The organism is Pseudoalteromonas sp. T1lg88, assembly GCF_002964765.1.
Lineage (GTDB): Bacteria > Pseudomonadota > Gammaproteobacteria > Enterobacterales > Alteromonadaceae > Pseudoalteromonas.
Window position 1 is genome coordinate 399,830 of record NZ_PQCF01000006.1, and the last position, 18,742, is coordinate 418,571.

Consider the following 18,742-nt stretch of genomic DNA (forward strand, 5'->3'; position numbering starts at 1 on the left):
CAAGCAGCCAGGGACTTTTATTTACACTGCCTAGGGTCTGTTGACCTTTGTTGTTTGTTTCTGCAGCAGTTTGTAGTGAATTTATACAAGGCGGCACCTGTGTGGTGTAGTTATTCTACATAAACATGTAACAACACAGTAGAAATGCGCTACAAACGCTGCCCTGCGGGTTCATCTAAACGCATCCTGCGCTGTGTTACTCGCCATGTACATAGGCGAGCAAGACCGAAGCAATGCTTCGCAGCTTAGCGAGGTGAGCGCATGGATGCGCGATGTAACCAAGCTTCATGGATGAATTTAACCACATGAATCAGTGATTATATTCATCAGAATGCGTTTAGATTGAACATAAAGTAAACCGCAAAGATAAACAGACCCAATTATCATTAACCAAAGTGGATATGCGTCGTGATCAAACAAGTGCAATGGCAAAGCCAGCTAATCAACAAATACAATGTCTCCGGGCCAAGATACACCTCTTACCCAACGGCCTTACAGTTGCAGCCCGGGGCCAATACGCAAACCCTGGTGCAAGCCTTACAGCGATGCCCCAGCGGCGGATTATCCCTGTATATTCATATCCCCTTCTGTCATCAGCTGTGCTACTACTGCGGCTGCAACAAGGTAGTTACCCGCCATCAGCATAAAGCCGATTTGTATCTGGATTATCTGGGTAAAGAAATGGCCCTGCTGAGCGAGCATTGTCGCCACTTAAACGTACAGCAACTGCATTTAGGCGGTGGTACACCTACCTTCCTAGACACAGCGCAGATGGCACGTTTAATGGCCATGCTTGACCAGCACTTTCAGTTCGCCCAAGATGGCGAGCGCAGCATAGAGGTTGACCCCAGAGATTTGCCTCTGGAGCGCATCGATGAATTGCAGCAGCTGGGCTTTAACCGCATCTCATTCGGCGTCCAGGACTTTAATGATGAGGTACAACTGGCGGTCAACCGCCCGCAATGTGCCAGTGAGGTCGAGGCCTTGGTGCGCCGCGCTAAAGAAGTGGGCTTTAATTCGGTTAATGTGGATATGATCTATGGTCTGCCGCTGCAAACGCCCGAATCCTTTGCTGTCTCCATTGAGCGCCTATTGGATATAGGTCCGGATCGGGTATCGGTATTTAACTATGCGCACCTGCCGGACCTTTTCGCCGCACAGCGTAAGATCAAAGACGCCGATCTGCCCGATGCCACGGCCAAACTCACCATGTTTAAACAAACTCTGGAGCGCATGATAGCGGCAGATTATCAATTTATCGGCATGGACCACTTTGCCAAGAAGGACGATGAGCTGGCCATAGCCCAGCGCGAAGGACATCTACATCGCAATTTCCAGGGTTACACCTTGGGTGGCGATCTGCCCTTACTCGGCCTTGGGGTGTCGGCCATTTCGCAATTACACGGACATATCATCCAAAACCAAAAAGAGCTGAAAAGCTACTATGGGGCTTTAGAGCAAAACCAGCTCAGCGCCTGCAAGGAAATCCATTTAAGCGCAGAAGACGAGCTAAGGGCGGCGGTGATCAAGCAGCTTATTTGCCACTTCGAGCTGGATATGGCGGCATTTTCAAAGCGCTATGACTTCGATTTTAAAGAGCATTTTGCCGCTGAATTAGCACAGCTACAGGGCTTTATCGACGACGGTATGCTCACTATCGAGGACGATATCATAAGCATTAACGCCTCTGGCGTACTCTTTATTCGCATCATCTGCATGTGTTTCGATGCTTACCTGCAAAACCAGCTCAATCAGCAGCGCTTCTCGCGGGTGATCTGAAAACGCTAGACAGCAAAAAGCCGCCAAGAGGCGGCTTTTTTTGTGAACATGTTTGCCATGTATGGCACAAATAGCTACATAAATACGTGTTTGCTATTTGGGTCTGCATCAAAATGCATGACCAGCTTTTCGCTGTCGGCCAGGATCTGCTCTTCAAGCTCCTGCTCTTTACGCCAGCGGGCACTGTCCTGCTTAAAAATTTCCTTTTTCGAGTACTTCTTGCGGGCCTCATGAGTCGGCAAGTCTTTCACCGCCTCATACATGGCAAACACACCCGGATATTCCTCTTCCAGGTTAGCTTCCTGCGCCTTGCTGTGTTGGCTCATCAACACCCATACTCGCAAGCAACCCTCTGAGTATTCGCACTGCCCCTCTTTCATCGCCTTGGCGATCAGGTTAATGCTATCGCTCAGTTTGGCGTTACGGGCGGCACGTTTTTTTGCGTATTCGGCCTGTTGTTTTGCCAAGCGCTGATTTTGCTCACGCACCTGCCACAATAAGCGACCGGCATAAAAAGCCAGGGCGGCAATGATCAAGGCGCCAAAAATTAGAGCTATGATCCAGGGGCCACTCATTTTTCGTCCTCGTCATCAAGCCATTCATTGGCCAGAGAGTCATTCATATAGTCATCAAGCAAGTCTTCATCATCCTCGAAGTCGTCATCATCCAAACCGAGGATTTCACATAGCTGCTGATGACGCTCAACCTTGGCATTAAAGTACTTAGCATCTTTACCTTGCAGGATCTCGCCATTGTCGTGACGGTCGATCAAGGCCAACAGACGCTCATCGGACTCTAACTGCTCCAATTCTTGTTCAGGCGTCAACTCCGGCTCTTTGTAGGTGCTAAGTACCGCTTGTGGTTTCAGATCTTTACGCACCTGCGGCTTTTGCGGTTGCGCCGTTGTGACCTCAGGGGTCAGGCTTACCGGCTTTTTACTGCCAACGCGATTATCACCGCTGGCACTGCCCTTGGCCTCTGTGGTTTCCACCTTCAGTAGCTGGGAGTTACGGTTACCCGCCTGGGCACCCTTGGTCTTTTTCTTGGCGCGCAGCTCTTTTAGCGCACGAAGCTCTCTTAATTTGTCTTTACTTAAGCGCGCGGTGCCATTATTAATGACTTTGCGTGACTTTTTCTTTCTGGTCATAGCATTCTCTAGCTTGCGGGCTTTGTTAAAAAGATGACATCGGCCGCGATAAATTCAAGGGTTAATCCAAAACGCTCAGCAATATAAGCAAAGGTTTCTTTGCTATAAAAGGCAATGTGCGTTGGATCATTTTTGTAATGCCAGGTAGCAAAGCGTTGTACATCGATCACCAATTTTGTCATTAACGCTAACGTCCCACCTGGGCGTAATAATTCTAGCCACAAGTGCAACTGCTGCTGCGGTTGTGCTAGGTGCTCGATCACTTCGGTACTACAAACGAAGTCATAGCGAGCCTGTAATACCTCTTGTTGAGGCTGGTAGTACAGATCATATAAGGCCACTGTGTGCCCCTGCTCTCGCAGCATGCTTGCCAATAGTGGCGCCGGGCCACAGCCAAAATCCAAACCTGAACTGGCCGTCGACAAACGCTCATTTAAGGGCGTAAAGATCCGTGTCAGAAAGCGGCGATAACCTTCATCATTGAGGTCATTCTCGTGCTGATCATAAATGGCTTTTTCATCCGCTGCGCTGAGGTGCTGAGGTGCTGCCACAAACACTAAGGCGCAACTGGCACATTGCCAATAGTCGCGTACTTTATCTTGATGATAATGGCTGATTTGCGCACTGTTGCACAAGGGGCAGGAGATCGCTTTCATGGTGCGCATTGTAACAGGACAAATAAAAAGGCGGTAGAGCAAAACTCTACCGCCGGATAACTCGAGCGCCAACTACTAATTGGACACTTCTCCCTTCGACTTTTATCAGTCTGTATTTATTATTTTTATTATTATTACTTTCCGTATTGTTGTTATTTTTCTTCCGTGTGGTGTTTTATTTTTCTCGGTCTTCCTAACGCTTTCTACTTCTTCCTTGTGGTGCATCTATTGATGCTCCCCTAGCGCACTAGCTTGTCGCGCTTCCTATGCTCTGATCCCTGTTGTAATTCTTTGTTGCGACAGCAGATAATTTACTGACTCATAAATTAGTTACAACTAATTTATAACTTTTTTATTAAAAAACACTAATTCAGTTATAGCTAACACTAGCTTTTTCATTAGGTTAGCATCACCCGAACATTAAATTTGAGTAATAGCTCACATGCATATATGGTCAATGTCCTACAGGAAAGTAGGAAATATCCCTAGGTTAGACTACCCACAAAAAAAGCAGCTAATGCTGCTTTTTTTAAATACTTAACCAATGCTTAGTGAAGGCCACCAAGATATTTAGAAAGTACTTCAATATCTTTGTCCGTTAGCTTCATAGCGATATCACGCATCATGCCGTTGTGATCATTACCACGAACGCCGCTGCGGAATTTTTCTAACTGGCTCTTGATGTACTCAGGGTGCTGGAATGACACCTTAGGGAAACCTGCCAGTGAGGTACCGTTACCACGAGGACCATGGCAAGCTGCACAAGCTGGAATACCACGCTCGGCATCACCGGCTTTGTAAAGCTGTTGACCAACTGCTACTACATCTTCAGGAGTCGAGCCTTCAGACATATTTAATGACGCGAAGTAAGCAGCCAAGTCTTTCATATCTTGGTCGCTCAGTGGCATAGCCATACCACTCATTACCGGATCCATACGACCCTCTTTGCCCCCAGAGATCATGCCTACTTTGAATTCTTTCAATTGCTTGTAGATGTACTCGGCATGCTGACCCGCAATCTTGGGGTACATAGTGACAGGCGCGTTACCATCTGGGCCGTGACAAGCAGCACAAGTTGCCGATTTGTCTTTACCAGCGTTAATATCGCCATCGAATGCTGCCGCGTTGTTTGCACTCAACACACCAACCAGCATAGTTAAAGATAAAACTAATTTCTTCATGGTAAATTCTCTGTTCCAGACCCTGTATTCAAATACAATCGTTTCGATGCAATGGCATTATTCTACACGATAAAAATTTCTCTGGCACGTTTTCTACCCATATTAAACTTATAAAAAGCGGGGTTTTAAGGAAAAAAAGTGATGCAAACCAGATTTAAATCAATTTATCCTGCGCTTGTAGAGCCTTTAGGTTCACCCCAATCTGATATAAAATAGCCTTTAGATCAGTTTCGAGCCCCCACTTCAGGAGTCAATGTGGCAAAATCACGTGTCAATTACACCCAAGCGCAATTCATTACCAGCGCTCCGGATATCACTAAGTTACCGGAAGATACTGGTATTGAAATCGCTTTTGCTGGGCGTTCTAACGCAGGTAAATCTAGCTCGCTCAATACCCTGACCGAGCAAAAATTGGCGCGTACCAGTAAAACTCCCGGCCGTACTCAGTTAATCAATGCCTTTGCCTTAGGCGAAGATCAGCGTTTGATCGACTTGCCCGGTTATGGTTTTGCCAAGGTACCGCTGGAAATGAAAAAGAAGTGGCAAAAATCTTTGGGTGAGTACCTGCAAAAACGCCAAAGCCTTAAGGGCCTGGTGGTACTGATGGATATTCGCCACCCGTTAAAAGATTTGGACAGACAGCTTATTGAGTGGGCCAGCGGCAGCGGTATTCCGGTGTTGGCACTGCTTACCAAGGCCGATAAATTCAAACAAGGCAAGCGCAACTCAGAAGTACTTAAGGTACGCCGAGAGCTTGCCGAGGTGTCTGAATTAATCAAGGTGCATGCCTTTTCATCCCTTAAAGGCACAGGCCTGAACGAACTACAAAAACAGCTCGACGAGTGGTTTTTGGGCCCGGTTCAGGTTAATCCGCCGAGCGAAAACGAAGCCGCTCCGGAATAAAGCATAAACTCCTGCTGCGTGGTCTCAATCAATTCCTGAGCCCACGCATAAAATACCGCCCGCGAAATCTTCGCCTCGACATTATGAGGCAACTGCAAATAAGGCACTTGCTGGCCTTGTGCATCCTGATGCAACACCAAGGGATGTGTTTCTCCAACAATAAATTCACGGCCTATATTATCGCGGCAGATCAGCAGCGGATGATGTGTGTCATGCTCGGGCAACTCTTGCAGGCGCCAATCAACAATCAACAAAGGCGCATCGGCTACGCTGATGGCCATTTTCTCAACCGGCGTTTTTAGGTAATACTGATCCTGCTCACGACACAGCACCTTGGCAAAAAGTTGCACCAGGGGCAAACGCTTAATCGCACTGCCTTGATGGTGCCAAATGCCGTCGGCGCTGATATGAATATCAATGGCGCCGCAATGCTGCGGCTGCCACTGCTCCATCGGCGCGCTTTGCTGTTCGATCAAGCGCGACAAGGAAGCTAAGGGGTCGTTATTTTGACTCATTCAGGGTCAGCACAAAGGAGACCGGCACGGCGCGGGTAATGGATTTCAACCCGGCCACTTTTTGCAACTCGTCAATGCCCGAGGTCAGGGCAAAATCAGCAGGCTTTACCAATACAGGTGCCATTGAACTTACCTGGATATTATTGTTTTTATCCAAGCTGGCCAGCAGGTCGATATTAACGGTTTGCGTTTTCCCATGCAGGCTGACGGTCGCATCCAGGTTGGCTTGCGCGCTACCTTGTTGCTTAAGCTCGGCCAAAAGCGCTTTAACATCCGCCTGCAAAGTTAATGCAGGAAATTCTACGGTGTTAAATAACATCTTCTGCATGCGCTCGTTGCGAATAGGGATCTGCGTTTCCACGCTGGCCAGGTCGATAGTTAAATTAAACTGACCGGCGTCGCTCAACACCCCGGAAATCTGCTTAAAGTAATGATTTTCTGCTATTTGGTTATTCTTAACGGAAACAAAATTCACACGGCTTTGGTCATTGGCCACCTGCCAATCGGCATGAGCCTGAGCACCAGCAAATAGAGCAGTGGTAACCAAAAGTGTACGAGTAATAGAATTAAACATAACGCAGTTCCTTAATTAGCGGGATGAACCCTGAGTGTAATTCAGTTAACGGCGAAAGTTAATATAGGAAGAAAAAGCCGGCTTACCAAATAGCAAGCCGGATATAGCAATCTGGGGAGAAGCTATCAATACGCTGTACCATCGCTAAGCGAGTGGCACATCATCAACAGGATGTCCTACAGGATGAGGACGCGCGGACTTTAACAAATCACCCCCCATAAATAAACGCCCCAGCAGCCATTACATGCATATTTAATTCCGTATAAACCAAAAAAAACCAAATATTATACAATTTTACAAAAGGTTAACTATTGGAAAGTTTTTTCAATAAATTTGCGCAGATACCCGGCCACAACCGATTAAGTGAGGTTAAGTGGGCGGACAGAGGCAGAAAGAATAAGGGGAGCCTCTGCCCCCCTTTGATTTTAATTAATGTGCTTGTTGCCAGTTATCACCACTGTCGGCTTCGGCAATCAAGGGCACATCCAGCTTGGCAGCGGCGGCCATTAGGTTACAGATCTGCTCGGTGTAGGCCGGCACATCCTGCTCCTTGATTTCAAACACCAGTTCATCGTGTACCTGCATCAGTATCTTAATGCTGTCCTTGGGTTGTTCTTTTACCCACTGATGCACGCTGATCATGGCTTTTTTTATGATATCGGCGGCGGTTCCCTGCATAGGCGCATTAATTGCGGCACGCTCAGCGGCCTTACGACGCGCTCCGTTACGGGCATTGATCTCAGGCAGATGCAGACGACGACCAAAGAGGGTTTCCACATAGCCTTTTTCGGCGGCGCTTTCGCGGGTGCGCTCCATATACTCTAAAACGCCGGGGAAGCGTTCAAAGTACTTATCCATATAATGCTGAGCTTCGTGGCGCGGAATATCCAACTGACGGGCTAAACCAAATGCCGACATACCGTAGATCAAACCGAAGTTAACGGCCTTGGCCTTACGACGCATATCGCTGGTCACCTCATCAAGCGGCACGGAGAAAACCTCGCTGGCGGTGGCGCTGTGCACATCCAGCCCCTCGGCAAAGGCATTCAGCAGGCCTTTATCCTGAGACAGGTGCGCCATAATGCGCAGCTCTATTTGCGAGTAGTCGGCAGCGACTATCTTATAACCTGGGCTGGCGACAAAGGCTTCACGGATACGACGGCCCTCTTCCGAACGAATAGGAATATTCTGCAAGTTAGGGTCCGTCGAGCTTAAACGCCCTGTGGCCGTAACTGCTTGGTGATACGAGGTATGCACCCGCTTAGTTTTCTCATTGACCATCAGCGGCAGCTTATCAGTGTAGGTGGACTTAAGCTTAGATAAACCGCGATGTTCGATGATCACTTTAGGCAACGGATAATCGTGCGCCAACTCCTGCAACACCTCTTCGGCGGTTGACGGCGCGCCCTTCGGGGTTTTCTTAATAATCGGCAGCTCAAGCTTTTCGAATAAGATGGCCTGGAGCTGCTTGGGTGAGCCAAGGTTAAACTCCTCACCGGCCATATCATAGGCTTCTTTTTCCAGCTCTTGTAAACGCTCACCTAAGCGCTGCGAGTGCTGAGCCAGCATCTGCGAGTCGATCACCACGCCGGTGCGCTCTATATCGGAAAGCACTTCAACCAGGGGCAATTCAATATCGCAGAACACCGACTTTAACTTGTCGTCGGCGGCGACCTTAGGCCATAAATGCTGGTGCAAACGCAGGGTAATATCTGCGTCTTCGGCGGCATAAGGAGCGGCATTCTCCAACTCGATTTGATTAAAGGTCAGCTGCTTTTTACCCTTGCCGGCAATGTCTTCAAAGCTGATATTCTTGTGGCCCAGATATTTTAGCGCCAGCGAGTCCATATCATGGCGGGTACCAACGCTGTTAAATACATAAGACTCAAGCATGGTATCGAAGGCGATGCCGTTAAATTCAATGCCGGCATTGGCTAGTATGCTCTTATCATATTTAAGATTTTGCCCGACCTTGGGCTTATTTTTGTCGCTTAGGATAGGTCCCAGCTTGGCCAGGATCAGTTCTAACGGCAATTGCTCCGGCGCTCCCGGATAGTCATGGGTTATGGGTAAATAGGCAGCCTCGCCCACTTCCACGGCAAAGCTCATACCCACTAACTGCGCCTGCATATAGTCCACACTTGTGGTTTCGGTATCAAAGGCGATCAGCTCGGCATCTTGTAACTTCTTCACCCAGGTATCCAGCTGCGCTTCGGTCAAGATGGTTTCATAATGGGCGTCTGCTTTTGGTACTTCCTGCACCTCGGTAGGAGCGTCCAGGTGAGTGTCTGTGTCCGTGCCCTTATCCAGCAATTCACCAAGCCAACGGCGGAACTCACATTCGCCATAAAGCCTAATCAATGCATCCGTATCCGGTGCAAGCAACTTAAGCTGCTCTAAGTCTTCTTCCACTTCCACATCAAGCTTGATGGTCGCCAGCTCGTAGCTCAATGGCAGTTGACCAACGGCATTGCGTAACTTTTCACCAATTTTGCCTTTGATCTCATCGGCGTGCTCAATAACCCCTTGCAGAGAGTCGAATTGATCCAACCACTTCACCGCGGTTTTCGGACCACAACCTTCAACACCCGGGATGTTATCAACCTTATCTCCCATCAGCGCCAGGTAATCGATAATGCGCTCAGGGCCAACACCGAACTTCTCCTTCACCGAGTCGGGATCGGAAATACTGTTGGTCATGGTGTTGATCAGGGTGACATGCTCGTTCACCAACTGCGCCATGTCTTTATCACCGGTTGAGATCAACACGTGGCGTTTTTGTTCGCTGGCGATGCGCGCATAGGTGCCGATAACATCATCGGCTTCTACACCTTCAATGCTGATCAGCGGAAAACCCATGGCACGGATAATATCGTGCAAGGGGGCAATCTGGCTGCGCAGATCATCTGGCATAGGCGGACGATGCGCCTTGTATTCGCTGTACATATCGTTGCGGAAGGTTTTGCCCTTGGCATCAAACACCACCACCATATGCGATGGGTCGTATTGCTTCACCAGACTTTTCAGCATATTCACCACACCATAGATGGCACCTGTGGCTTCGCCTTTGGAGTTGGTTAAATGCGGTGGCGCATGATAGGCACGAAATAAATAGGAGGAACCGTCAACTAAGATAAGCGGATTTTCAGGGATTTGCGCCATTTTTCAGCACTCAATTAGGGTAATTGCTAATGGCTAAAGGATGCCATAAGGCGACTAAGAAAACGAGCAGCAAAATGGTGCAAACCGTCTTTACGCTGAGTTTTAAGATCTGATCTTGGCCTATTTATTATCGATATGCTGGCCGGCCCTAAATGATCGGGGCAAAGCCGCTTAGCAAGCGCCTGAGAAATGTACTATTAGGGCGCAGTTGCACCATGATAAGCTGTGGATAACTTTGTAGATAAAAAGCACGAGAAAATATCCGAAGTCATAAAACTGACATCAGATTAAATTTAACTTTTTGTTTTTTAACGAAAAAAAGAAGAAACTCCGTATCTTATTTTCTTATTATTTTTTATATCCATTGTGGAAACCGGTTATTTGTGGGTCGTTTTTAGAGTAACCCTTCTAAATAACCAGCTAAGCATTCTAGCATAATGGATCAAAGATCCCAGCGATCCTTTATAACTTTTTTCTCATAAGCTATCGTTCATAAAGCATAAATGAGCATTGACGGGAGCTGGCTTAGCTGGCTACCTTACTGTTTTAGTTATTTTTCAGTTAGGAATTCAAAGTTATGACCAAGGTAGCGATCATCCTTAGCGGCTGTGGTGTATTTGATGGGGCCGAAATTCATGAGTCGGTATTAACCCTGCTTTATCTCGATCAAGCCGGAGCCCAGTACCAGTGCTTTGCTCCCAATATCAACCAACATCATGTGCTTAACCACCTAACCGGCGAAGAGCAAGCGCAAACCCGTAACGTGCTTGAAGAAGCGGCGCGTATTGCCCGCGGTGAGATCCTGGATCTAAAAGAACTGAATGTCGATGACTACGATGCCCTGGTGGTGCCCGGCGGCTTTGGCGCCGCAAAAAATCTCTGCGACTTCGCCTTAAAAGGCGTAAACAGCAGCCTTAATAGCGATGTTGAGCGTGTATGTAAGGCCTTCGCCGAACAGCATAAACCCGCCGCCTACTTATGCATTGCCCCGGCGCTTATCGCCCACATCTACCCCCAGGGTACCAAGGCGACCATAGGTAATGATGCCGATACTGCTGCCGCCCTAACGGCACTCGGCGCCGAACATGTAGCATGCAGTGTTGATAACATAGTGGTTGATGAGCAGGCCAAGGTGGTGTCCACTCCGGCTTATATGTTGGCGGGATCTATTAAAGAAGCGGCCAGCGGCATTGAAAAGGCAATCAACAAGTTGCTTAGCCTGATTTAATCGCTGAGCAAAAAACAAGCAATGGCAAGTTAAAATTTGCGCTAAAGCATAAAATGCCTACTTTTTAACACATTAATAAAGGCTAGGCATTTTATAAATTGTTTGGCGAGGTTATACTTTGCCGATATTTCGTCACCCGGTCACTTTGACCGTTAGCATCCGAATGAGCAAAGAAACATGAAGAAACTATCTGCCGCATTGTTATTGTTATCCACCGCTGTATACGCACAGCCTCAAGACAACGCTATGACCGAAGAAGCGATCAAGAAACGTCTTCAGCCTATTGGCGAGGTTTACCTAGCTGGTCAAACTGCTGCCGTTGATACCGCACCTGCCGGTCCGCGCAGTGGTGAACAAGTGTATCAGGCTTCATGTTTCGCGTGTCACGGCTCGGGCGCACTAGGTGCACCGAAAACAGCGGCCGATTGGGAGCCTCGTCTAGCTAAGGGTGCCGACACTCTGCTTAACCATGCCATCAACGGTTTTAACGCCATGCCACCTCGCGGTACTTGCATGGATTGTTCTGATGATGAGATCCAAGCCGCTATCGATTTTATGACTAAGCAGTAAGCGCTTAGCACCTAACATCTTGTTTAAAGGGAGGCTTTGCCTCCCTTTTTGTTATCTGACTTCCTTGACCTAGGTTACAAAAGGTGAAATATTCAACGGTTAAGATTTGGTCAAAAACCTAGTGATGCGTTCAGTGGATGAGTGTTCAGTAAATAAGTTGCGCAAGCAAAACAAGCGCCTAAAGGAACTGCTGCAAAAATATAAGCATCAGCATCATTTGCAGTATGCACTTATTGGCCTATCTGAGCAGGCCAGTACTCATCCGGATCTTAATTCCTTTTACCCAGCCATTCGGCAGCTCCTGGCCGATTATGTTCCCAGTAAGAACTTCTATGTGGTGTTGCAAAACCCCATTTCAGGGTTACTTGAGCTCTCCTATTTTGTCGATCAAAAAGATGCTCCGTCGCATCCGGAACTTACCGAGCAGCATTTTGAGCAAAGCCTCACCGGCTATGTGTTTCGGTCCCAGGCTACGGCGTACTTTAATCGAGCCACCATGGCAGCGGCGGCGGCAGAAGGTAAATTTAACTTACATGGCACCCGCTCCGAGCATTGGTTAGGTGTGCCCATATATCAAGACACCCAGGTGATTGGTGTCATGGTGTCGCAAAGTTACGAGCAAGAGCTTGGCTATAGCAAGGAACAAATAGAGCTATTCGAGGTGATTGCCCTGTATCTGGCCACCGCCATAGAGCGGGTAAAAAAGCGCGAGCTCTTAGAACGTCAGGTGGAGCAGCGCACCCTGGCGCTCACACAAAGCAATCACGCCCTCAATGAAGAAATAACCCAGCGTAAAAAAGCGCTGGAGCGCCAACAAACCCTGTTTCAAATTGCCGAGCTGGCCACACAGGCGATCAATATAGATGATGTGTATTACCAGGTGCATCAAATAATGAAGAGCATCACCTATGCCCAAAACCTCTATATCGCCCTCTATGATAATGACAAAAACTGGCTGACCTTTCCCTACGCCGTCGATGAAAGCGACCCTGATTTTAGCCCTCGCTCCTTTGCCAAAGGCTACAGTGAGTTAGTGCTTACCAGTAAAAAATGCCAGTTGATCAGCCGTGAACGTGGCGATCAACTCTGTAAGCAAGGCCTGGTTGAACCCACCCGCGCTCTCACCAGTACAGGGCGCTGCACCAGCTGGCTGGGTGCACCACTAAAAACCGCGCAGGGAGTTATTGGCTTGATCGTCTGTCAGGCCTACAACAATAAATATGAGTTTGTGCAAGAAGATGTTGAGCTGATCGCCTATGTTTCCAATCAGATTGCCAACGTTTTGCAAAACCAGCTATCGCAACAGGCCTTAAGGCTAAGTCACCAGCAATTGGAGCTGCGCGTGGCCGAAAAAACCAAGGAGTTGCGCCAGGCTAATATCCATCTGCAATTGCAAATAGACGAACGCCGTAAAATAGAACAGCAGCTGTATCATGACGCTCATCATGATGCCCTCACCAGGCTGCCCAATCGCAGCCTCTTTATCGCCCAGCTCGAACGCACCCTGGCGCATTCTCAGCACCTACCCGAGCAGAATTTTGCCGTGCTTTTTATCGATCTCGATAAGTTTAAAGAGATCAATGATCAACTCGGGCACCAGTTTGGCGATCAATTCCTGATAGCCGTGGCCACCAAACTAAAGCAATGCGTACGTGAGCACGATTTGATCGCCCGTTTGGGCGGCGATGAATTTGTTGTCTTACTGTCGCGCTTGCAAGACAGACAACAGGCTGAGGATGTAGCCAAGCGTATTATCGCGGTGATGCAACAGCCTTTTTGCTATCAAGGCAGCTGTATTCAGGGTGGCGCCAGTATCGGCATTACCTATAGCGATGCCGGGTATAGCGATATAGATGAGGTGATCCGCGACGCCGATGCCGCCATGTATTATGCCAAACAAAGTGGTAAAGGGCGCTTTGAGTTTTATCATCCCCTGCTCAATTACGCCGAGGTGCAAGCGCACGGCCAAAACGAACACCATTTAATGGACTTACACACCCATTTTCAAAGCAGTCAGGTGCTTGATGCCGAGCAGCAGCCAATTTGCCAGTTGCTCAGCGCCTACGGCGAACATCCGGTGCTCGGCAGCACCAGTTTTGAGCAACTTAAGCGCTTTAGCAGCGACAGCTATATGCTCGCCAAGGTAGAACTCAAGTTACTGCAATATGGTTTTGCCGAGCATAATAACCAGGGCTTAACCCTGCTTAAGTGCTCAACGGTGTTACTTGAAGATGAGCATTTCAAGAGTTTGTATTCTTGGATCAGTCAACTCGATATTATCGAGCATTTATGCCTGTTGTTTGATGAGCCGGAATTGAGTTGTGCCAGTGCCAAGCAACTGCACAATCTTGATGCTTTAAGCCAAAGCGGTGTGTATATCGGCCTGAATAACTTTGCCCAGGAGGGCTGCGAGCTTGGGTTGCTGGCGCAATTCCCCTATTACTGCGTGTTACTGAGCAACAACTTTAGTCGCCGCCTGTTACCAGAGCCAAACTATGCGCTTATTCTGCAAGGCATACTGGCGCTGACCAAAGAGGCGCACTGTAAACTGATGACCAAAAGCCCGGACTCCCAGGCCGAGCGCGATAAACTGGAGCGCCTGGGCATTGAATACTTTATCGGCCAACGCTCACCACTGACACAGCAAAGGCCGTTAAGTCAGTTTACTTCTTTAACATCGCCCGTAAGTTAGCGACCCGCGCCTGCCCTTGCTGCATACGCTGCTCCTGGTTTTGCGGCGGCTTTCGCGCCTCAAAGGCAAGATCCTGCTGCGGCAATTCCTCAACAAAGCGACTGATCTCCGGGGTGATCACCTCACCGAATTGGCGACGATTTTTGGCATAGGTCATCACCAATTCCTGCTGCGCTCGGGTAATACCCACATAGGCTAAGCGGCGTTCTTCTTCAACATTATCCTCATCGATACTGCTTTGATGCGGCAATAAGCCCTCTTCCATGCCCACCATAAACACATAAGGGAACTCCAACCCCTTGGAGGCATGCAGGGTCAGCAATTGCACCGCATCGCTGTCGTCCTCTTCCTCGTTACGCTCCATCATATCGCGCAGCGCCAGCTTGGTGACCACCTCGGGCAAAGTTAAAGGCTCATTATCGGCATCGCCGGTAAGCATATCTGTGATCCAGCGATACAGCTCGGAGACGTTCTTCATACGCATCTCGGCGGCCTTGGCACTGGTCGAGGTTTCGTACAAATAGGCTTCGTAGTTTATCTGGCGCACCAGATCCTTGACCGCCTCCAGGGTGTCGCTGCGCTGGGCATTGTCGGCCAGCTCCACCACCCAGCGGGCAAAGCCCATCAAGGCATTAAAGCCACGCCCCTGTAAACGCCCAGCCAGCTCGGGCTCAAAACAGGCGGCAAACAAGCTAATGTGCTTTTCATTGGCCAAGCTACCCAACTTTTCCAAGGTCACCGGGCCGATTTCCCGTTTCGGTGTATTGACGATACGCAAAAACGCATTGTCATCATCCTGATTCACCAGCAGGCGCAGATAGGCCATCATGTCCTTGATTTCCGCACGGGCGAAAAACGACATGCCGCCGCTGATCTTGTAGGGAATACGGTTGCTCATCAGCGCCTTTTCAAATAACCGGGCCTGGTGGTTACCGCGATACAGGATGGCGTAATCCTTGTAATTAGTGCGCTTGGTAAACTTATGGGAGATGATCTCAGCCACCACCCGCTCTGCCTCATGTTCCTCATCCCGGGTGGCGATAACCTTGATCTCCTCGCCATAATTGAGCTCACTAAAGAGTTTTTTATCAAAGACATGAGGGTTATTGGCGATCAGTATATTGGCCGCCTTAAGGATGCGTCCGGCACTGCGGTAGTTTTGTTCCAGCTTGATCAGACGCAAGCCTGGAAAGTCCTTACTGAGCAGCACTAGGTTTTGTGGTTTGGCACCACGCCAGGAATAAATGGATTGGTCGTCGTCGCCTACCACGGTAAAGCGGGCGCGCTGCCCCACCAAGAGTTTTACCAACTGATATTGGCTGGTGTTAGTATCCTGATATTCATCCACCAGCAGATAACGAAACCGGTTTTGCCAGCGCTCACGCACCTCGGCATTGGAACCCAGCAACAGGGTTGGGATCATAATGAGATCGTCAAAGTCCATGGCATTATAGGCGCGCAACTGAGTTTGATAGCGGGCATAGAGCTGAGCAAACAGCGCCTTTTGCGGCTCTCTAGCCATGGCAATGGCCTGCGGCGGCAGGATCAACTCGTTTTTCCAATCGCCAATCTGCATTTTCAGCAGATTGAGTAAATCTTTATCCCCTTGCAATTCATCGGCGGTCAGCTCATTAAGCAGCTGATTGGTATCCTGATCATCAAACAGGGAAAAGCCCGCCTTAAAGCCTAAGGTCTTCAGCTCTTTTTTAATGATCTCCAAACCCAAGGTATGAAAGGTCGATACCCACAAACCCTTGGCCTCTTGCTTGCCCAAGGTTTGCGCCACCCGCTCACGCATTTCCCGCGCCGCCTTGTTGGTAAAGGTCACCGCAGCAATATTTCGCGCCTGATACTGACAGTTTTGCACCAGGTGGGCGATTTTATTGGTAATAACCCGGGTTTTACCCGAGCCGGCGCCGGCCAACACCAGGCAGGGTCCGCTAATGTACTTTACCGCTTCATTTTGCTGGGGATTGAGCTTCATAAACACTAATTTAAATCACATGGGACCGGCTATTTTAGCCTATCTGGGAGCGCGATACAGCCATGATAGGCAGGGCTTGGGAAATTAGTTACACTTAGGGCAGATAAAGATAGGAGCCAGAACATGATTAACCCGAGCAAAATTGAAGAAATCGCCCGCCAAATAGGCAGCAACATGCCCAAGGGCATGCGCGATATCGCCGAGAATTTTGAGAACAAAACCAAGCAGGTACTGCAAAACAAACTGGCGGAAATGGACTTTGTCAGCCGCGAAGAATTCGATATTCAAAGCCAGGTGCTGGTGCGCACGCGCGAAAAACTAACCGCATTGGAAGAGAAAGTAGTTGCGCTTGAAGCCATGCTGGCAGCACAAGCGAAAGACGCTGACGCAGAGTAAGCTTTCTCTAGCTTTCGTGGTACACCAACCACTGATGCCGTTGTTAATATCTTGGCGCGGTTGCGACGACACCTTAGGGGCGGTTTACGCCCCCCTAAGAACCCCAAGACGCCCCAACATTGCATGATTACCTCAACGCGCTACGAGAAATGAACGTAACCAACATGCCCAGGACGTCCATAAATTGTTCCCTTCAACCTAGTTTCTTTCACTTTCCATCTGATTTAACATGAATTTTTACTTTCATTAGTGAAACCTCATTTGTTTAATGCTCCTACCTTACAAGGTAGGCAAGCTTGCAAGGTCTCATTAATACCCTGTTATACGATTTGCAAGTAAGGATGAAACTGAGAATGAAGTTTATTGAATTAGAAGTAAAAACTGCATTTATCGTGCATGGATTTGATGAGAATAACAAAGAAATAATTGAGAACATTTCGGATGAAGTGTTTGTAAAAAAACTTATATCAATTGATAGAATTCAATCAATAAGTGAAGAGTATGTTTTGGTTACTTCATCACATAGTCGAGTGATGTATTGGGAATATAAGTGCTCTATGGTCGAGTTAACTAAAAAATTAAAATCTGCTGGATTATTAATCGCATAACAAACCGTTCAAGGGGACTGCCAACGCCTGGCGGTTTTTGTGCAAATCGGCACTTGTGATTACGGTTTGTTATTTTGAGTTCAGTGTTTTACGTTGTCAGCCCCTTAACCGGGCGTTATACATCTTAATAGATGAGAAATTAGATGAAAAAATATAGCCTTAAAACATTATCCATTTTTATCACGCTAGGATTGCTCGCCTCTTGCTCAAGTGTAAAAGAAGCGGGAAGAGATTTTGGCGGTGCTGTCAAAGAAGTGACAACAGAAATTGGTCATGCTTCAAGGGATGCAGCAAAAGCTATTAAGAAAGAGACGAAAAAAGTAGTCTCAGAAATTAATAATAATGAAGAATGATTAGCATAATGTCTTATCAAAACACTCCGAAACTAACAGGTATCGGTCTTCCCGTTTAGATTCGCGGAGTTTCCAAGGGGCGGTTGGCGCAAACTGCCCTTTGGTTATCGTCGCCAACGCGACAAATTCTTTCGGAGCAGAACCCCACTCACAGTTATCACCAATAATCTTACATATTGATTTATTAACGTTTTTAATAGATTTCCCCGCCATCTATTTATAGACTGCCCGCTCTCCATAGGGTGGCACAGCCAATAAAGCCACCAGCTTCTTAAATGAAAAAGGAAACCACATTTATGCTCGAGTCTGATGTTTTTAAAAGACGAGTCACCAGTAGCCAAGAAATCAGCCCGGCGCTTTATAACCTGACAATAGGGCTATGTTTACTCTGGGGTTTTTCCGTAAACTGGTTTTTGGTCGTTAATATCGACCCGCAAACCCTGTGGGCCATCAACCCTTGGGTCTTCTTTATAGGCTATTTTGCTTCCTGCCTTGCCGGGGTATGGCTTTTTAACGAGTCGAAAAAACCAATTGTCAGCTTTATCGGCTATAACCTGGTGGTTGTGCCTTTTGGCTTAATCGTCAACATGGTGGTGGCGCAATACAATGAGGTTCTAGTTGTTGAGGCGATTCGCCTTACCGCCGGCGTTACCCTGATTATGATGCTGCTGGGCTCTATGTATCCCAAGTTTTTTCAACGCATTGCCGGGGCTCTCAGCATTGCCCTGCTGGCGGTAATAGTAGTCGAGCTATTCCAGATATTTGTCCTGGGGATACATCATGAGTGGATCGATTGGGCCGTTGCGGTGATTTTTTGTGGCTATATCGGCTACGACTGGGGCCGGGCGAACCAAATACCTAAGACTCTGGATAATGCGGTAGACAGCGCCGCGGCTCTGTATATGGATATTATTAACCTGTTTTTACGCATCCTCCGCATTCTAGGGAGAAAGCAGTAACAAAAAAGGGAAGCACTTGGCTTCCCTTTTTCATC

At 48.1% G+C, this 18,742-nt stretch carries 17 protein-coding genes; 9 read left to right on the forward strand and 8 right to left on the reverse strand.

What is annotated here, in order from left to right; all coding sequences use genetic code 11:
* Nucleotides 1-408: 408 nt before the first annotated feature.
* The gene (gene hemN, locus C2M34_RS03565; protein WP_105258085.1) at nt 409-1,779 is read left to right on the forward strand and encodes an oxygen-independent coproporphyrinogen III oxidase; all 1,371 of its coding nucleotides are present in this window, start codon (nt 409-411) and stop codon (nt 1,777-1,779) included.
* A gap of 74 nt (nt 1,780-1,853) precedes the next feature.
* On the opposite strand, the gene C2M34_RS03570 is transcribed toward hemN, so the two are convergent.
* The 4 genes from C2M34_RS03570 to C2M34_RS03585 form a co-directional block, all read right to left on the reverse strand.
* Nucleotides 1,854-2,354, reverse strand: coding sequence for a DUF2489 domain-containing protein (locus C2M34_RS03570; protein ID WP_105199326.1), 501 nt, complete (start codon nt 2,352-2,354; stop codon nt 1,854-1,856).
* On the reverse strand, nt 2,351-2,926 hold the full coding sequence (gene yihI, locus C2M34_RS03575) for a Der GTPase-activating protein YihI (RefSeq protein WP_105199325.1): 576 nt from the start codon (nt 2,924-2,926) through the stop codon (nt 2,351-2,353). The genes C2M34_RS03570 and yihI overlap by 4 nt, the downstream gene beginning before the upstream one ends.
* Before the next feature lie 8 nt (nt 2,927-2,934).
* Entirely contained in the window at nt 2,935-3,591 is a 657-nt protein-coding gene (locus tag C2M34_RS03580; RefSeq protein WP_105199324.1) for a class I SAM-dependent methyltransferase, read from the reverse strand.
* A 539-nt stretch (nt 3,592-4,130) separates the two neighbouring features.
* The gene (locus C2M34_RS03585; protein WP_105258086.1) at nt 4,131-4,763 is read right to left on the reverse strand and encodes a c-type cytochrome; all 633 of its coding nucleotides are present in this window, start codon (nt 4,761-4,763) and stop codon (nt 4,131-4,133) included.
* Nucleotides 4,764-5,018: 255 nt separating this feature from the next.
* Between C2M34_RS03585 and yihA the strand changes: the two genes are divergently transcribed.
* A complete protein-coding gene (yihA, locus tag C2M34_RS03590) occupies nt 5,019-5,666 on the forward strand; it encodes a ribosome biogenesis GTP-binding protein YihA/YsxC (RefSeq protein ID WP_105199322.1) in 648 nt (215 codons plus the stop codon).
* Here yihA and C2M34_RS03595 read toward each other — a convergent pair.
* From C2M34_RS03595 to polA, 3 genes are all read right to left on the reverse strand, one after another.
* The gene (locus tag C2M34_RS03595) at nt 5,624-6,181 is read right to left on the reverse strand and encodes a DUF1285 domain-containing protein (protein ID WP_105258087.1); all 558 of its coding nucleotides are present in this window, start codon (nt 6,179-6,181) and stop codon (nt 5,624-5,626) included. The two genes, yihA and C2M34_RS03595, sit on opposite strands and share 43 nt — an antisense overlap.
* Nucleotides 6,168-6,755: a YceI family protein gene (locus tag C2M34_RS03600; RefSeq protein ID WP_105199320.1), complete on the reverse strand. Its 588-nt coding sequence runs from the start codon at nt 6,753-6,755 to the stop codon at nt 6,168-6,170. Before C2M34_RS03600 ends, C2M34_RS03595 begins: the two co-directional genes overlap by 14 nt.
* 429 nt (nt 6,756-7,184) lie before the next feature.
* Complete coding sequence (gene polA / locus C2M34_RS03605; protein WP_105258088.1) at nt 7,185-9,917, reverse strand: DNA polymerase I; 2,733 nt, start codon at nt 9,915-9,917, stop codon at nt 7,185-7,187.
* Between the two features lie 577 nt (nt 9,918-10,494).
* Here polA and elbB point away from each other — a divergent pair.
* The 3 genes from elbB (at nt 10,495) to C2M34_RS03620 (ending at nt 14,407) form a co-directional block, all read left to right on the forward strand.
* A complete protein-coding gene (elbB, locus tag C2M34_RS03610) occupies nt 10,495-11,145 on the forward strand; it encodes an isoprenoid biosynthesis glyoxalase ElbB (RefSeq protein ID WP_105213473.1) in 651 nt (216 codons plus the stop codon).
* 177 nt (nt 11,146-11,322) lie between these two features.
* Nucleotides 11,323-11,715 (forward strand): c-type cytochrome, encoded by a 393-nt coding sequence (locus C2M34_RS03615; protein WP_105199317.1) that lies wholly within the window; start codon nt 11,323-11,325, stop codon nt 11,713-11,715.
* Between the two features lie 124 nt (nt 11,716-11,839).
* Entirely contained in the window at nt 11,840-14,407 is a 2,568-nt protein-coding gene (locus tag C2M34_RS03620; RefSeq protein ID WP_105258089.1) for a diguanylate cyclase domain-containing protein, read from the forward strand.
* Here the strand turns inward: C2M34_RS03620 and rep are convergent.
* Nucleotides 14,379-16,391 (reverse strand): DNA helicase Rep, encoded by a 2,013-nt coding sequence (rep, locus tag C2M34_RS03625; protein ID WP_105199315.1) that lies wholly within the window; start codon nt 16,389-16,391, stop codon nt 14,379-14,381. The two genes, C2M34_RS03620 and rep, sit on opposite strands and share 29 nt — an antisense overlap.
* 123 nt (nt 16,392-16,514) lie before the next feature.
* On the opposite strand from rep, the gene ubiK reads away from it, so the two are divergent.
* The 4 genes from ubiK (at nt 16,515) to C2M34_RS03650 (ending at nt 18,707) form a co-directional block, all read left to right on the forward strand.
* Entirely contained in the window at nt 16,515-16,787 is a 273-nt protein-coding gene (gene ubiK, locus C2M34_RS03630; RefSeq protein WP_105199314.1) for a ubiquinone biosynthesis accessory factor UbiK, read from the forward strand.
* A gap of 353 nt (nt 16,788-17,140) precedes the next feature.
* Nucleotides 17,141-17,395 (forward strand): hypothetical protein, encoded by a 255-nt coding sequence (locus C2M34_RS03635; protein ID WP_105258127.1) that lies wholly within the window; start codon nt 17,141-17,143, stop codon nt 17,393-17,395.
* 143 nt (nt 17,396-17,538) lie between these two features.
* Nucleotides 17,539-17,748, forward strand: coding sequence for a hypothetical protein (locus C2M34_RS03640; protein ID WP_105199313.1), 210 nt, complete (start codon nt 17,539-17,541; stop codon nt 17,746-17,748).
* A 296-nt stretch (nt 17,749-18,044) separates the two neighbouring features.
* Entirely contained in the window at nt 18,045-18,707 is a 663-nt protein-coding gene (locus C2M34_RS03650; protein WP_105258128.1) for a Bax inhibitor-1 family protein, read from the forward strand.
* The last annotated feature ends 35 nt before the right edge of the window (nt 18,708-18,742 follow it).

What these genes read in the sequence shown, in the direction of transcription:
- ubiK (WP_105199314.1), top strand. Translation starts at nt 16,515, where the DNA reads ATGATTAACCCGAGCAAAATTGAAGAAATCGCCCGCCAAATAGGCAGC.
- C2M34_RS03595 (WP_105258087.1), bottom strand. Translation starts at nt 6,181, where the DNA reads ATGAGTCAAAATAACGACCCCTTAGCTTCCTTGTCGCGCTTGATCGAA.
- elbB (WP_105213473.1), top strand. Translation starts at nt 10,495, where the DNA reads ATGACCAAGGTAGCGATCATCCTTAGCGGCTGTGGTGTATTTGATGGG.
- C2M34_RS03650 (WP_105258128.1), top strand. Translation starts at nt 18,045, where the DNA reads ATGCTCGAGTCTGATGTTTTTAAAAGACGAGTCACCAGTAGCCAAGAA.
- C2M34_RS03620 (WP_105258089.1), top strand. Translation starts at nt 11,840, where the DNA reads ATGCGTTCAGTGGATGAGTGTTCAGTAAATAAGTTGCGCAAGCAAAAC.
- yihI (WP_105199325.1), bottom strand. Translation starts at nt 2,926, where the DNA reads ATGACCAGAAAGAAAAAGTCACGCAAAGTCATTAATAATGGCACCGCG.
- C2M34_RS03570 (WP_105199326.1), bottom strand. Translation starts at nt 2,354, where the DNA reads ATGAGTGGCCCCTGGATCATAGCTCTAATTTTTGGCGCCTTGATCATT.
- C2M34_RS03585 (WP_105258086.1), bottom strand. Translation starts at nt 4,763, where the DNA reads ATGAAGAAATTAGTTTTATCTTTAACTATGCTGGTTGGTGTGTTGAGT.
- C2M34_RS03580 (WP_105199324.1), bottom strand. Translation starts at nt 3,591, where the DNA reads ATGCGCACCATGAAAGCGATCTCCTGCCCCTTGTGCAACAGTGCGCAA.
- C2M34_RS03600 (WP_105199320.1), bottom strand. Translation starts at nt 6,755, where the DNA reads ATGTTTAATTCTATTACTCGTACACTTTTGGTTACCACTGCTCTATTT.
- C2M34_RS03635 (WP_105258127.1), top strand. Translation starts at nt 17,141, where the DNA reads ATGAAGTTTATTGAATTAGAAGTAAAAACTGCATTTATCGTGCATGGA.
- polA (WP_105258088.1), bottom strand. Translation starts at nt 9,917, where the DNA reads ATGGCGCAAATCCCTGAAAATCCGCTTATCTTAGTTGACGGTTCCTCC.
- C2M34_RS03615 (WP_105199317.1), top strand. Translation starts at nt 11,323, where the DNA reads ATGAAGAAACTATCTGCCGCATTGTTATTGTTATCCACCGCTGTATAC.
- rep (WP_105199315.1), bottom strand. Translation starts at nt 16,391, where the DNA reads ATGAAGCTCAATCCCCAGCAAAATGAAGCGGTAAAGTACATTAGCGGA.
- C2M34_RS03640 (WP_105199313.1), top strand. Translation starts at nt 17,539, where the DNA reads ATGAAAAAATATAGCCTTAAAACATTATCCATTTTTATCACGCTAGGA.